The organism is Kribbella kalugense (genome assembly GCF_004365875.1).
In the GTDB taxonomy this organism is placed as follows: Bacteria; Actinomycetota; Actinomycetes; order Propionibacteriales; family Kribbellaceae; genus Kribbella; species Kribbella kalugense.
Map to the genome: position 1 here is coordinate 411,877 of NZ_SODF01000002.1, position 13,223 is coordinate 425,099.

A 13,223-nucleotide genomic window follows, 5' to 3' on the forward strand; every position below is an offset into this window, starting at 1 on the left:
TCGCCGAGGCGGCCTTTTTTGATGCCCCGGTGAGGTGGGCCACCAATCACCGAAAGGGAAGCATCATGACCTCGCTGTCCGGCATCACCCCGTCCGGCCGTCTGACGCTGGGCAACCACCTCGGCGCACTGCGCCGGTTCACCGACCCCGACGGGTTCTACTTCGTCGCGAACCTGCACGCGATGACGACCAGACACGACCCTCGAAGACTCGCCACGCTGACCCGCGAGTTCGCGACGCTGATGCTCGCGGCCGGCGTCCCCGAAGGCACGGTCTTCGTCCAGTCCGACGTACCCACGCATGCACAACTCGCCTATCTGCTGGAGTGCACGTCGTACGTCGGGGAGCTGTCGCGGATGATCCAGTACAAGGAGAAGGGCAACGGCCGGCCGATGACGCGGGCCTCGCTCTTCACGTACCCGTGCCTGATGGCCGCGGACATCCTGCTGTACGGCGCGGAGCGGGTCCCGGTCGGCGGCGACCAGGATCAACACGTCGAGCTTGCGCGCGACATCGCGATCCGGTTCAACCGCGAGTACGGCGAGACGTTCGTCGTACCGCAGCTGAACAAGGCCGCACTGGCGACGCGGGTGAAGGACCTGGCCAACCCGACCGCGAAGATGAGCAAATCCGATGCAGACGACGCGGTCGGCACGATCCGGCTGCTGGACCCGCCGGACGTGATCCGCCGGCAGGTAATGCGCGCGGTGACCGACTCCGACAACGAGGTCCGGCACGACGAGGCGAACAAGCCCGGAGTGACCAACCTGCTGGAGATCCTGGCCGCCTGCACCGACGGCGACCCGGTCGAGCTGGCCAAGTCGTATGCGTCGTACGGCGCTCTGAAGCAGGACGTCGCCGACGCGGTCCTGGCCGTGATCGAGCCGCTGCAGAAGGAGTACGCACGGCTGACGACCGATCCCGGCGCGATCGACCACCTGCTCGTGCAGGGCCGCGATCGGGCCCTCGAAGCGAGCACTCCCCGACTGCAGGCTGCGAGCCGGGCGATGGGTTTGGCAGGATCGGCTCCATGAAGATCCGCCCAGTTGTTCGCGTGGCCACGTTCAACCTCCGCAACTCCTCCGCACCGGACGGCGACAACGCCTGGCCGGTACGGCGGAAAGCGGCAGTGGCGGCGATCGAACAGCTGGACGCGGACGTGGTCGGGTTGCAGGAGGTGCTGCCCGACCAGCTCGAGTACCTGCGCTGGCGGTTCCCGAAGTCCGAGATCGTCGGCGCCGGCCGGGACGACGGGATGAGTGCGGGTGAGCACTCCCCCGTCCTGGTCCGGCCCGGCGACTGGCGGATCGAACGGCACGAGACCCGCTGGCTGTCCGACGACCCGGGTACGCCGGGATCGGTCGGCTGGGACGCGGACCTGACCCGGATCGCCACGCTGGTCTGGCTCCGCAACCGCACCGGTACGACGGTCGGCGTCGTGAACACGCACTACGACCATGCCGGCGAGGTCGCGCAACTGCAGTCGTCGCGGCTGATCGCCCGCTGGATCAACGGATCGCTGCCCTGGATCGTGATGGGCGACCTCAACGCCACCCCCGACTCCCCGCCGGTCAAGTCCCTGGTCAACTCCGGCTTGTCGCTCGCCGTACCGGCCGAGGCGGGCGGCAGCTGGCACAACTTCACCGGCGCCGTCGACGACGACCGCATCGATCACATTCTGGTGAGTTCGGCCTGGACTGTGACCGATGCGGCCGTTTCGCACTACTGTCCGGACGGGCGGGTGCCCAGCGACCACTGGCCCGTGGTTGCGACCTTAGAACTTCGCTAGTACTTCCTCGCGGAGCCGCTCCAGCGCGTCGAAGCGCCGGTTGCCGTCACCGAGGAAGGAATCCGGCACCAGCAGTTCGTCGATCCCGGCCGCCGGGTACTGCGCGACCACGTCGAGCACCTCCTGCGCCGAGCCCATGATCACGTGCGCACCACGGTCCTCGAGCCGCTGCTTGCGCTCGATCGCCTCGGTGTCACCCGGTACGACGATCTCCAGGAACGTCTGCGCGGAACGCCGTACCGTCTTCGGGTCGCGGCCGATTCGCTCGCAGTGCTTGGCGAAGACCTCACCCTTCTGCGCGGCCAGGTCCGGGCGACCCCAGTGGTTCCACTCGTCGGCATACTTCGCGACGATGCCGAGGGCAACCTTCTCGCCGGCGGCGCCGATCAGGATCGGAAGGTTGGCCGGCTTGGGTTCGCACGGTGCGTCGGTGAGTTGGTAGTAGGTGCCGTCGAAGGTCGTGCGGTCCTGGGTGAGCAGGCCCTTGATCACCTGGCAGGCCTCCTCGAACCGCTTGAGGCGCGGACCGATCGGCGGCAGCTCGATCCCGTACACCTCGTGCTCGTTGACCTGCCAGCCGGCGCCGATCCCGAGCACGAACCGGCCGTTCGCCATCTGGTCGATCGTCGCGGCCGCGTTCGCGACCACGGCCGGGTGCCGGTAGGTGTTGCCGAGCACCATCGACCCGACCCGCACCCGCTCGGTCCGGGCGACGATGCCGGCGATCAGCGCCAGACACTCGTTGACCGGGACACTCAGGTCGTCCCCGTTCTGCATGAAATGGTCAGCTATCCAAACCCCGTGCCATCCGGTCCGCTCGGCGTACTCCGCTCCTTCGAGCACGTCCTGCCAGGTCCGGGAGGCCGCAGGCCACAAAGAGAAGTCCATGCGGTCATCCTCTCTCTTGCGCGGCGAGGACAGCCTCTCCGTTCTCTTCTGCCCACTCTGTGAGCAGGCGGATCGGGCCCATCAGCGTGCGGCCGAGGGCGGTCAGCTCGTACTCGACGCGTGGCGGCACGCCGCCGTGATCAGTGCGCGTGACCAGGCCGTTCGCCTGCAACCGGCGCAGGGTCTGGGTGAGTACCTTCTTCGAGATGCCGCCGATCAGGTCGACCAGCTCCGAGTGCCGGCGGGCGTGATCGTTGAGTCCCCAGAGGACGACGACCGCCCACTTGTCCGCGATCACCTCGACCGCGAGGCGGGCGGGGCAATCGGCCAGGAAGATGTCGCCGGGTTCGACTCCGTACACAGCGCTCAGGGTACCCAGAGGTTCCCACGGCGGTGGCTAGCGTCGACGTCATGATTCCCGAATCCAGCTATCGGCTCTTCGAGGAGCCGAAGGACGTCACGATCGTCACCGTCGATCCGGACGGGTCGCCGCAGGCCTCGCTCGTGTGGGTCGAGCGCGACGGCGACGAGCTCCTGATCGGTCTGCAGGCGCCGCACCGCAAGACCCGCAACCTGTTCCGCGATCCGCGGGTGACGCTGCTGATCCAGGACGACCAGGTCAGCGCCCGCGGCATCACGCAGTACCTGCTCGTCCGCGGTACGGCGAAGCTGGAGGGGCCCGGGATCCCGGCCGAGTACAAGGCGCTGATGGATCGCGAGACGCAGCGCTACCTCGGCCTGCCCGAATTCCCTTTCGGCGAAGGGATCTGGGACACCGGCGTGATCGCCCGCATCACCGTCGACCGGATCAGCGGCGAAGGGCCGTGGATCAAATGACTCAGCTGACTCAGATGACGATGTGCCAGCGGAGCAGGAAGGCGCCGATGGAGAGGACGAGGTAGAGCAGGACGAGCAGGGCGCCGATGCCGGGGCGTGGGCGGTGGCGGCGTACCGGGGTGCCGTCGGCCTGTTGGCGGATCGCCTCCATCACGGCGCCGACCTCGGCGGTGCGGTCCTTCGGGATGCCGTTGATCTCGCTCTCGTCCCGGCCGCGGGTGAGTACGACGTTGTCGTCGCCGATCTCGATCGAGTCGACGTCCTGCCAGGCCAGGCTGCGGATCAGCATGCTGGTGCGGGCCTTCAGCGCCGTCTCGGTCAGCTCGACCCGGTAGAGCACGACGCCGCCGGCGACGCGGACGACCGATGCGCCGATGATCGTGAGCAGGCCGACCGCGAGCATGTCGCGGGCGCCCATCCACAGCCACGAGTTCAGTCCGGGCACGACGATGAACGGCAGGACGAACAGCGCCCAGGCCCACCACGGCGCGGGATCCAGCGGCACGCGCCAGGGTAATTGAGGCACGCCGGATTCCTGCGCGACCTCGGGTTGCTGCTGCGCAGGGGCGGTATCGGGCTTGACCGAACCATTACCCATGGGCGGGACCATAGCGACTCATCCCTCGAACACGGAAGGAACTGCGGCGACCAACCATAACGCCAGCAGTGCGAGAGGTGTTATTCGGCGGCTATTCGGCGGCGAGGTCCCGGGAACGGTTGCGGGCGGCCTCGATCGCCGACAGGAACGCTGCGCGCACCTTGTGGTCCTCGAGTTCGCGTACGGCGGCGGCCGTCGTACCACCCGGGGACGTCACGCGCTCCCGCAGTACTGTCGGGTGCTCGCCGGTCTCACGCAGCAGCTTCGCCGACCCGACGACGGTCTGTACGACGAGGTCGGTCGCCGTACTGCGCGGGAGCCCCATGTGCACGCCTGCCTCGATCATCGACTCGACCACGAAGAAGATGTACGCCGGACCGGACCCGGAGATCGCGGTCACCGCGTCCTGCTGCTTCTCCGGGACCCGGATGACCCGGCCGGTCGCGGCGAGCAGACTCTCGGCCAGCTCGAGGTGGCTCTCGTCGCAGTGTGAACCGCGGGAGATCGCGGCCATGCCTTCGTCGACCAGGGCCGGTGTGTTCGGCATGACCCGGACGACGGCGACGCCCTCGGGCAGTCGGGACTCGACGAACCCGGTGGTGATACCGGCGGCCAGGGAGATCACGGTCTGGGTCGGCTGGACTGCGGGGGCGATCTCGGCGAGCAGATCCGGCATGTCCTGCGGCTTCACCACCAGGACGAGCGTGTCCGCCTGCTTGGCCGCGTCCAGATTGGACACGACATCGACGCCGTACCGCTCACGCAGCTCGGCGGCGCGCTCCTCCCGGCGCTCGGTGATCAGGAGGTCCTCCGGTCGCCGCCCGGCCCGAATCAGCCCGGACAACAACGTCTCCCCCATCACTCCGGCCCCGAGAACGGCCACCTTTGCACTCATGGTGCACAGGTTACTGCTGCGAGCATGCCCTATTTCTTGCTGATCAAGGAGCGGGCGAAGAACTGCAGGTTGGCGGGGCGCTCGGCGAGCCGTCGTACCAGGTAGCCGTACCAGTCCTCGCCGTACGGGACGTAGATGCGGACGGTGTGACCCTCGCCGGCCAGGCGGAGCTGCTCCTCGGGGCGGATCCCGAACAGCATCTGGTACTCGTAGCTGCCCGGCTGCCGGTTGGCGCGGTCCGCGAGCGCGCCGGCGATCGAGATCAGCCGCGGGTCGTGGGAGGCGATCATCGGGTAGCCGGCGCCGTTCATCAGGATCTTCATCGCGCGGACGTACGCCTTGTCGACCTGGCGCTTCTCCTGGAACGCGACCGACTCCGGCTCCTTGTACGCGCCCTTGCAGAGCCGGACGCGGGAGCCGGCGTGGGCGAGGTCGCGGCAGTCGGCCTCGGTACGACGGAGGTAGGCCTGCAGGACCGCACCGGTCTCGGGGAAGTCCTGGCGCAGCTCGCGCAGGATGCCCAGCGTGGAGTCGGTGGTGGTGTGGTCCTCCATGTCGAGGGTCACCGTCGTACCGGCGTTGCGGGCCGCGTGGCAGATGGTCCGGGCGTTCTCCAGGGCAACCTTCTCGCCGTCGCCGGGCAGCGCCTGGCCGACCGCGGACAGCTTCACCGAGACCTCGGTGTTCGCGGTCAGGCCGGCGGCGGAGAGCTTCGTCAGTACGTCGAGGTACGCGTCCACGGTCGCGGTCGCCGCGGCCAGGTCGGTGACGTCCTCGCCGAGGTGGTCGAGGGTGACGTTCAGCCCGTTGCTGACCAGCTTCTCGGTGGCCAGCACGGCCTCCGGGTTGGTCTCACCGGCGACGAACCGCGCCACGATGCCGCTGGACACCGGCAGCGACGACACGGCCTTCTTGATCTGGGGGCTGCGGGACATGCCCAGCAGGACTCGCCGAAGCACTACGTTCTCCTCCTCGTCAACCCACATCTGCCAGTGGTGTCAGCAGGTTACGCGCGTGAACCTAACGCTCCCTAATCCTGTGGCGGGGACCACACCAGGGGGCCGACTGGTTCGATGGTCGCACCCCAGGTTGTTAGAGGATGCGCTCATGCCCATCTTCAAACGTCGCCGCCGGAACGCCGCGGATGCGGACCCGATCGGCGCGTTCTGGTCCTGGTGGTCCGCCACCGGCGCCGCGACCCTCGCCGACGCGGTCGCCCGCCGGCAGCCGGCCGACGCGAACGGGGAGCTGAACGAGCGGGTCGCCCGGATCCACCCCGACCTCGAATGGGAGCTCGGTCCGGGCCTGTCCTCCGAGCACGTGCTGATCATCACAGCCGCCGGCAACCCGGTGCAGCGGGCAGTCGCCCGGCGCTGGCTGCGCGCGGCCCCGCCGTCCGACCAGGTCTGGGAGTACGCCGACCTGCGCCGGCCCGGGCCCGCCGTGACGATCCAGTTCGACGGGCTTCCGCCGGTCGCGACCGACGAGTCGGTGGTGTCGATCGAACCCGACTCGGCGTCGGTGCACGTCGGCGTACATCACCCTGTGTTCGCGTCGCTGTCGGTGGATGCGCAGCGGCGGGTGACGTTCCTGATCCTCGATCTGGTGCTTGGTGAGGAGATGGTGGAGACGTGGGTTGGCGCGATCGACACGTTGCCTGCCCCGCCCGACGACGCGGTGCCGATCGAGTCGCTGCTGCCTGCGGTGGCTGGGTTCGCCGCGGAGCACACGCTGGAGGATGGCAGTCCGGCGTGGAAGATGCTGGAGGGTACGCGCGACGGGCAGCGGGTGATCGCCACGGCGGAGTACCCCTTGCGCTCGATCCGCCGGCCGCATTTGGATACCCACGTCGCGGTCTCGATCCACTACCCGGTCGTCCGCGACGACGGGCTGCCCGAGTCCGAGATGCTCGACGAACTCCGCGCCTTCGAAGACCACCTCACCGACCGGCTGGGCGGCTCGGGCAACCTCCTCGCCCACGAAACCTCCGCCGGCACCCGGGTCCTGCACTACTACACCGACGGCACCACGCCGGCCGACGCCCAACTCCAAGCAGCCACCACCGGCTGGCCCCACGGCAAAGTAACCCTCACCGTCACCCCCGACCCGGCTTGGCACAACGTCGCCCACCTCGCGGGCTGAGCTATCTGGGTTCGACGCGGAGGGTGGTCGCTCTTGCCGCAGGGCTGACGATTGCGCGGGTGGCTGATCCGTTGCCGTACTTCTTGTTGTAGGCCGCGTCGAGCTGGTCGTCGGCTGTGGTGTCGGGGATGTAGGTGACTTCGCGGGGCTTGCCGTCCCAGGAGATCGCGCCTTCGTGGTGACGGGTGACGCCCTTGTACCAAGCGCCTTCGGCGCCGCGGACCGATCGTACGTAGAGGCTGCCGTCCACGACGACGTGCCACACGATGGTGAGTGTCCGCAGCGATCCGTCCTGGCGTCGCCCGGCTACGCGGATCTCACTGATCCGGTCCAGGGTCCGCAGCTCTTCCGCAGTCCAAGTGCTCATCAGTTCCTGCTCCTTCGACCGGACAGACGCGCCGGTGGTGTCAGGCTTCGGGGATTGGGGTTCCGAACTTTGCCAGGGTGATGCTTTCGGGTTCTGGTCCGCCGCGCTTGCCGGTCTCGAGCTTGTCGATGGCTACGAGCTCGTCGGCGGTGAGTTCGAAGTCGAACACGTCGAGGTTCTGGGCGATCCGCTCGGGCTTGGTCGACTTGGGGATGACGGAGCGCCCCTGCTGGAGGCCCCAGCGAAGCAGCACCTGCGCCGGCGACTTGCCGTGAGCTCGGGAGATCTCGCCGATGACGGGATCTTCGAGGGCGCTGGTATGACCGCTGTCGCGGTAGAAGGTGATGCCGCCGATCGGCGACCAGGCCTGGTTGAGAATGCCGTGTTCGCTGTCGAACGCCTGGACCTCGCGCTGCTGGAAGTACAGGTGGATCTCGAGTTGATTGACCGCCGGAACCACGGTTGCGACGTCAAGGAGGGCGCGGAGGTGATCCACCATGAAGTTGCTGACGCCGATAGCGCGAACCTTGCCGTCGGCAAGCAGGGCTTCGAGGGCGCGGTAGGCGTCGAGGGTCTTGCCGAAGTCGCTCGGCAGCGGCTGGTGCAGGATGAACAGGTCGAGCTGGTCGACGCCGAGTTTGCCGGAGCTCTTGTCGAAGGCGTGCAGCGTCTCGTCATACCCGTAGTCGCTGATCCAGACCTTGGTCTCGATGAACAGCTCGCCTCGCGGGACACCGGAGTTGCGGATGGCCTCGCCGACTTCACGCTCGTTGCCGTACGCGGCGGCGGTGTCCACGTGGCGGTAGCCGACGTCCAGAGCCGCGGCGACCGCGGCGCGCGTCTCGTCCGGGGGTGTCTGGAAGACGCCGAGACCGAGGGCGGGCAGGTGAACGCCGTTGTTCAGCGTCAGGGTTTGCATCATCAGTCCTTAAGGCCAGGGGTGCGGATCAGCGACGGCGTCGTTCGGGGCGGAGTTCGTGGTCGCCGTAGCTGTTGTCGGCGGGGTTGACGGTCACGCCGGGCGCGACGATCTCGTCGATACGGTCGAGCACGTCCTGGGTCAGTACGACGTCCGCAGCCGGCAGGAATGATTCGAGCTGTTCCATCGTGCGGGGGCCGATGATGGCCGAGGTAACGCCGGGGTGGTTGATCACGAACGCGACCGCCAGCTCGATCAGGGTCAGGCCCGGCTGCTCGGCGAGCAGCGCCAGCTCCTCGACGATCTCGAGCTTGCGCTGGTTGGCCGGCGAGGACATATCGAAGCGGGCCGGCGGGCGTGCGGACGAGTTCGGAGCCGCGGCAGCGCCCTTGCGCCAGCGGCCTGAGAGCCAGCCACCCGCGAGAGGGCTGTAGGTGAGGGTGCCCATGCCGTGCCGGAGCACGGTAGGGAGGACGTCTTCCTCGATGCCGCGCACGAGCAGCGAGTACGGCGGCTGCTCGGTGACGAACCGCTGCAGGTTCCGCTCCCGGGCAGCCCACTGGGCTTCGACGATCTGGGAGCCGGAGTACGAGGACGAGCCGATGTAGCGGACCTTGCCTTGGTGAACCAGGTCGGAGAGGGCGCCGAGGGTCTCTTCGACGTCGGTGCCGGGGCTCGGGCGGTGGACCTGGTAGAGGTCGACATAGTCGGTGCCGAGCCGCCGCAGCGAGTTCTCGATCGCCTGGATGATCCAGCGGCGCGAGCCACCGCGCATGTTGGGGTCGTCCTGGCTCATCGGCATGAAGAACTTGGTGGCGAGGAACACCTCGTCACGCCGGCCGTCGAGTGCCTTGCCGACGATCTCCTCGGAGCCACCGGCCGAGTAGACGTCGGCGGTGTCGACGAAGTTGATGCCGGCGTCGAGCGCGCGGTGGATGATGCGGGTCGAGTCGGCGCGGTCGTCGTTGCCCCAGGGGCCGAACATCATCGCGCCGAGACACAGCGGGCTGACCTGGACGCCGGTGCGTCCCAGCGGTCGGAACTCCATGTTTTAGTCTTCCTTGTCGTCGGACCCGGCAACGGCCATGACTTCACGCTACGTCGTCGTACGGCGCGTGCCAGGCCCTGTCATTACCCCTCTCGAATGGACCTCAGGTGGGTGCAACCTGGGGTGGTGGGCTTTTCGTCTTGGGGGAGAGATGGAGAGTGGAGGGGCCGATGGCGGAGCGGGACCGGGAGTTTGTCGAGTTCGTCGAAGGGGCCAGTGCCTCGTTGCGGCGAACTGCGTTTCTGGTGTCGGGTGATCGGCATCGGGCCGACGACATCGTCCAGGACGCGCTGTACAAGCTGTACCTCGCCTGGCCGAAGGTACGTCGGGTCGGGAACACGCTGGCGTACGCCCGCCGGATGGTGATCAACGCGGCCCACGACGGTGGGCGGCGGCCGTGGCGGCGGGAGGTTGCGATCGCCGACGTACCGGATCGGGTCGATCACGACGACTTCGCGGCCGGGCATGCCGATCGGGACGAGGTGCTCGAGGCGTTGCGATCGCTCGGGCCGCGGCAGCGTGCCTGCGTCGTACTGCGGTACTACGAGGACCTGTCGGTCGAGCAGACCGCGGAGGTCCTCGGCTGCTCGCAGGGCACCGTGAAAAGTCAGGCATCACGTGGTCTCGACACTCTCCGACGAGCCATTGACCAACGGCGAACGAGCCGGGCGCTGTGAAGGAGAACGAGATGGAAGACGTAGAGGTGGTCAGCGCCGAGCTCCACCGGCTTGCCGACTCGGAGCCGCTGGACCCCTTCGACACGAACCGGGTGGTCGAACGCGGCCGCCGTGGACGGCGCCGGCGCAAGCTGTTCGGCGTAGGCGGAGCGGTCGCCGGTGTGGCCGCGATCGCGATCACCGCGAGCCTGCTGCCCAACCTGTCGTCGGCGAAGCCGGAGCCGGGGGTCGCGGAGCACAAGCCGCAGAACCCGCTGTTCCTGCCGGTTCCGGGTGTCCCCTTCGGTGAGGCGGGCGCCGATCAGCGGATCACGAAGGCCGAGGCCACCCGCCGCTGCTCCTTGCGGTACCCGGAGGAGAAGCGCCCGCTCCAGGGCGGCGACCCGGGGGTTCGGTCCGGACACCTGATGATGTACGACGTCAAAAACGGTCAGAAGTTCGCGCAGTGCATCGTCCCCGGTGGCGACAAGCCCACGGCAGCGTTGGCCGCGGCGGCGGCGAAGGACCCGCTGCCGGTCAGCAGCGCGGACAAACTGCGGAACTGCTCGGTGATCGCCTGGATCGACCTCACCGACTGGCAGGTGGTGGCATCCGACCAATCGAAGACCCTCGGGCGGGCGGAGCTGGTAGCAATCTCTCCTTCCGGGCACAAGGTCGTCGACTGCGGATTGTCGGCCGACGAGGAATTCCCGGGGGTCGCTGAGAGCAGCACGTCCTTCGCGACACTGACGAATCTCAACGGAAGCGACCCGGTGCTCGACCCGTCCGACAGGTCCGTCCGTACGGACATGTACGTCGCCGGCGGTGGCGGCGGGGGCTGCACCAACGGGATCTGCACGACCTACGGGATGACCGGCTGGGGCCGGGTCAAGTCGAAGGCGGCCACCACGATCCGGATCCGGATCGGATCCAGCCCGGTGTACAAGGTCCCGGTCGGCCAGGGCGGCTGGTTCGCGTTCACCTGGTCCACGAAGGCGAAGTACAACATCAAGGACCAGCCGAAGGTCGGGGCCTACGACAAGGCCGGCAAGCTGGTCAAGAAGTTCTAAGCGGTACGACGTTTGAGGGTGGCGGCGCCCAGTCCGAGCGCGGCGAGAATGAAGCCGAGCACGACCAGGGCGTCGCCACCCGTGCCAGTGGTGAACCCGTTGCCCTTGGCAACTCCTAGTACTGCGTCGACGGCATAAGACAATGGCAGTACGTCGCTGATGCCGTGCAGGACTGTGGGCAGCTGGTCGCGCGGGACGAGCAGTCCGCAGAGCAGGATCTGCGGGATCATCACGGCCGGCATCATCTGGACGGCCTGGAACTCGGTCGCGGCGAACGCGCTGGCGAACAGGCCTAGCGCCGTACCGAGAACGCCGTCGAGGACCGCGACCACGCCGAGCTGCCAGGCGTCGCCCTGGATGTTCAGATCCAAGAGATACAAGGCGATCGAGACCACGACGACCGCTTGGACGACGGCGATCAGCGCGAAGGCGAGCGCGTACCCGAGCAGGAAGTCGAGCTTGCCCATCGGCATCGTGAACAGCCGGGACAGTGTGCCGCTCGACCGCTCGCGCAGGGTCGCGACGGACGTGACGACGAACATGATGATCGACGGGAACACCGCCAGCAACGGTCCCCCGACCCGATCGAACGTCCCCGGCGAGTCGTGGAACATCCACCACATCAGGCTGACCAGCAACGCCGGCAGCACGATCAGCATCGCCACTGTCCGGTGGTCCCGCCGCAACTGGGCAAGCACCCGGGCCGCAACCGCGAACGTCACGCGCGGAGTCATCGCGCACCAGCCTTCCGGTCGATCAGGGTGAGGAACGCCTGCTCGATCTCCGCAGTACCAGCCGAGGCGAGCAAACCTTGAGGAGTGTCGTCGGCCAGCAGATCGCCGTCGCGCAACAGCAGGAGCCGATCGCAGCGCGAGGCCTCGTCCATCACGTGACTCGAGACGAGGAGCGTCGCACCGGCATCGGCCAGCCGGTGGAAGAGCTCCCACAGATCGCGACGCAGGACCGGGTCCAGCCCGACCGTTGGCTCGTCCAGCACCAGGAGTTCTGGGCTGCCGAGGAGCGCAGCAGCCAATGATGCGCGGGAGCGTTGACCGCCGGATAGCCGGTCGACGCGGGCGTTGGCGTGGCTGGTCAGGTCGACGGCCTCGATCACCCGCTCGACGTCGGACGACGGTACGCCGAGGACCGCGGCGAAGAAGCGCATGTTCTCTGTGACGGTCAGATCGCCGTACACACTGGGCTCCTGGGTCACGTACCCGATCCGGCCGCGCAGTTTGGGCGCACCCGCGGGCAACCCGAGGACGGACACGTCGCCGGTCACGTGAGCCTGCAGCCCGACCATCGCGCGGATCAGCGTCGTCTTGCCGCAGCCGGACGGCCCGAGCAGCCCCGTCACCGACCCGGCCCGGAGGTCGAACCCGACCCCGTGCAGGACCTCCCGGTCGCCGCGCACCACCACGACGTCCCGGCAACTCACCGCGTTTTTCATCATGTGATGAATTTAGCGGGTACGTCGACCTGCCGCAACAGCTCGTTGGTCAGACGACGGCGTACCCGGTGGCGGCACTCAGCGCACTCAGCGACGGGTCGCCGTACTGCTTGCGGAGTTCACCGAACCGCTGCACCTTGTCCTCGCCGAAGCGCGCGATCTCCGCGGCGTACGTGTCGCCGGAGAGGAAGACCGGCGGGGTGCGTTTGCTGTGGAACTTGTCGGCGTACATGACCAGTTCCTCCTCCGGCGTCCGCGGCAGGTAGTCGTCGACAGGGATCGGCAACACCTGACGTACGACGTCCTCCCGGGTGATGCCAACCCCGGTGTGACAGGACGCGAATCGGCAGATCTCGACCGGGAATCCCAGCGAGGCAAGGAGTTCGTGCCCGAGTACGCCGTGCCGGACATACGCGGAAGAATCGAGCCGGTAGACGCCGATGTCGTGCAGCAGGGCGCCCGCGCGGACCAGATCGGTGTCGATGTCCAGCCCGTCGAAGAACTGCTCAGCGACCGAACACACCAACTGGCAGTGCTCAAACACGCTGTCGAACGCTGCCCGAG

Annotated in this window: 17 protein-coding genes; 6 read left to right on the forward strand and 11 right to left on the reverse strand. The window is 67.9% G+C overall.

Annotated features, from left to right (window positions below; translation table 11 throughout):
• The first annotated feature begins 65 nt into the window (after positions 1-65).
• Positions 66-1,034, forward strand: coding sequence for a tryptophan--tRNA ligase (trpS, locus tag EV650_RS19575; protein ID WP_134120488.1), 969 nt, complete (start codon positions 66-68; stop codon positions 1,032-1,034).
• Positions 1,031-1,789 (forward strand): endonuclease/exonuclease/phosphatase family protein, encoded by a 759-nt coding sequence (locus EV650_RS19580; protein ID WP_134120489.1) that lies wholly within the window; start codon positions 1,031-1,033, stop codon positions 1,787-1,789. The genes trpS and EV650_RS19580 overlap by 4 nt, the downstream gene beginning before the upstream one ends.
• On the opposite strand, the gene EV650_RS19585 is transcribed toward EV650_RS19580, so the two are convergent.
• Complete coding sequence (locus tag EV650_RS19585) at positions 1,775-2,677, reverse strand: TIGR03560 family F420-dependent LLM class oxidoreductase (RefSeq protein WP_134120490.1); 903 nt, start codon at positions 2,675-2,677, stop codon at positions 1,775-1,777. The genes EV650_RS19580 and EV650_RS19585 overlap by 15 nt on opposite strands.
• Before the next feature lie 4 nt (positions 2,678-2,681).
• Positions 2,682-3,038, reverse strand: coding sequence for a winged helix-turn-helix transcriptional regulator (locus EV650_RS19590; RefSeq protein WP_134120491.1), 357 nt, complete (start codon positions 3,036-3,038; stop codon positions 2,682-2,684).
• A gap of 50 nt (positions 3,039-3,088) precedes the next feature.
• Between EV650_RS19590 and EV650_RS19595 the strand changes: the two genes are divergently transcribed.
• Positions 3,089-3,514, forward strand: coding sequence for a pyridoxamine 5'-phosphate oxidase family protein (locus EV650_RS19595; RefSeq protein ID WP_134120492.1), 426 nt, complete (start codon positions 3,089-3,091; stop codon positions 3,512-3,514).
• A 10-nt stretch (positions 3,515-3,524) separates the two neighbouring features.
• On the opposite strand, the gene EV650_RS19600 is transcribed toward EV650_RS19595, so the two are convergent.
• From EV650_RS19600 to EV650_RS19610, 3 genes are all read right to left on the reverse strand, one after another.
• On the reverse strand, positions 3,525-4,112 hold the full coding sequence (locus tag EV650_RS19600; protein ID WP_238174330.1) for a hypothetical protein: 588 nt from the start codon (positions 4,110-4,112) through the stop codon (positions 3,525-3,527).
• Positions 4,113-4,203: 91 nt separating this feature from the next.
• Complete coding sequence (gene proC / locus EV650_RS19605; RefSeq protein ID WP_134120494.1) at positions 4,204-5,007, reverse strand: pyrroline-5-carboxylate reductase; 804 nt, start codon at positions 5,005-5,007, stop codon at positions 4,204-4,206.
• 29 nt (positions 5,008-5,036) lie between these two features.
• Positions 5,037-5,966, reverse strand: a complete 930-nt coding sequence (locus tag EV650_RS19610) for a proline dehydrogenase family protein (RefSeq protein ID WP_134120495.1) — start codon at positions 5,964-5,966, stop codon at positions 5,037-5,039.
• Positions 5,967-6,114: 148 nt separating this feature from the next.
• Here EV650_RS19610 and EV650_RS19615 point away from each other — a divergent pair, with 148 nt between their 5' ends.
• Complete coding sequence (locus tag EV650_RS19615) at positions 6,115-7,149, forward strand: DUF695 domain-containing protein (RefSeq protein WP_134120496.1); 1,035 nt, start codon at positions 6,115-6,117, stop codon at positions 7,147-7,149.
• A 1-nt stretch (position 7,150) separates the two neighbouring features.
• Here EV650_RS19615 and EV650_RS19620 read toward each other — a convergent pair whose 3' ends face one another.
• Genes EV650_RS19620 through EV650_RS19630 form a run of 3 tightly spaced genes read right to left on the reverse strand, consistent with a single transcriptional unit; the run spans position 7,151 to position 9,483 of the window.
• Positions 7,151-7,516, reverse strand: a complete 366-nt coding sequence (locus EV650_RS19620) for a DUF2255 family protein (protein WP_134120497.1) — start codon at positions 7,514-7,516, stop codon at positions 7,151-7,153.
• Between the two features lie 40 nt (positions 7,517-7,556).
• On the reverse strand, positions 7,557-8,438 hold the full coding sequence (locus tag EV650_RS19625) for an aldo/keto reductase (RefSeq protein ID WP_202874768.1): 882 nt from the start codon (positions 8,436-8,438) through the stop codon (positions 7,557-7,559).
• A 25-nt stretch (positions 8,439-8,463) separates the two neighbouring features.
• A complete protein-coding gene (locus tag EV650_RS19630; RefSeq protein ID WP_134120498.1) occupies positions 8,464-9,483 on the reverse strand; it encodes an aldo/keto reductase in 1,020 nt (339 codons plus the stop codon).
• 170 nt (positions 9,484-9,653) lie between these two features.
• Between EV650_RS19630 and EV650_RS19635 the strand changes: the two genes are divergently transcribed.
• Both EV650_RS19635 and EV650_RS19640 read left to right on the forward strand, forming a co-directional pair.
• Positions 9,654-10,160 carry a SigE family RNA polymerase sigma factor gene (locus tag EV650_RS19635; RefSeq protein ID WP_134120499.1) on the forward strand — a complete coding sequence of 169 codons (507 nt, stop codon included), beginning with the start codon at positions 9,654-9,656 and terminating at the stop codon, positions 10,158-10,160.
• Positions 10,161-10,171: 11 nt separating this feature from the next.
• Positions 10,172-11,209, forward strand: coding sequence for a hypothetical protein (locus EV650_RS19640; protein WP_134120500.1), 1,038 nt, complete (start codon positions 10,172-10,174; stop codon positions 11,207-11,209).
• Here the strand turns inward: EV650_RS19640 and EV650_RS19645 are convergent.
• From EV650_RS19645 to EV650_RS19655, 3 genes are read right to left on the reverse strand one after another with little or no spacing between them, the layout of a single operon-like run.
• Entirely contained in the window at positions 11,206-11,943 is a 738-nt protein-coding gene (locus EV650_RS19645; RefSeq protein ID WP_134120501.1) for an ABC transporter permease, read from the reverse strand. The two genes, EV650_RS19640 and EV650_RS19645, sit on opposite strands and share 4 nt — an antisense overlap.
• Complete coding sequence (locus EV650_RS19650; RefSeq protein WP_134120502.1) at positions 11,940-12,662, reverse strand: ABC transporter ATP-binding protein; 723 nt, start codon at positions 12,660-12,662, stop codon at positions 11,940-11,942. The genes EV650_RS19645 and EV650_RS19650 overlap by 4 nt, the downstream gene beginning before the upstream one ends.
• 46 nt (positions 12,663-12,708) lie before the next feature.
• On the reverse strand, positions 12,709-13,203 hold the full coding sequence (locus EV650_RS19655; RefSeq protein WP_238174331.1) for an HD domain-containing protein: 495 nt from the start codon (positions 13,201-13,203) through the stop codon (positions 12,709-12,711).
• Between the last annotated feature and the right edge of the window lie 20 nt (positions 13,204-13,223).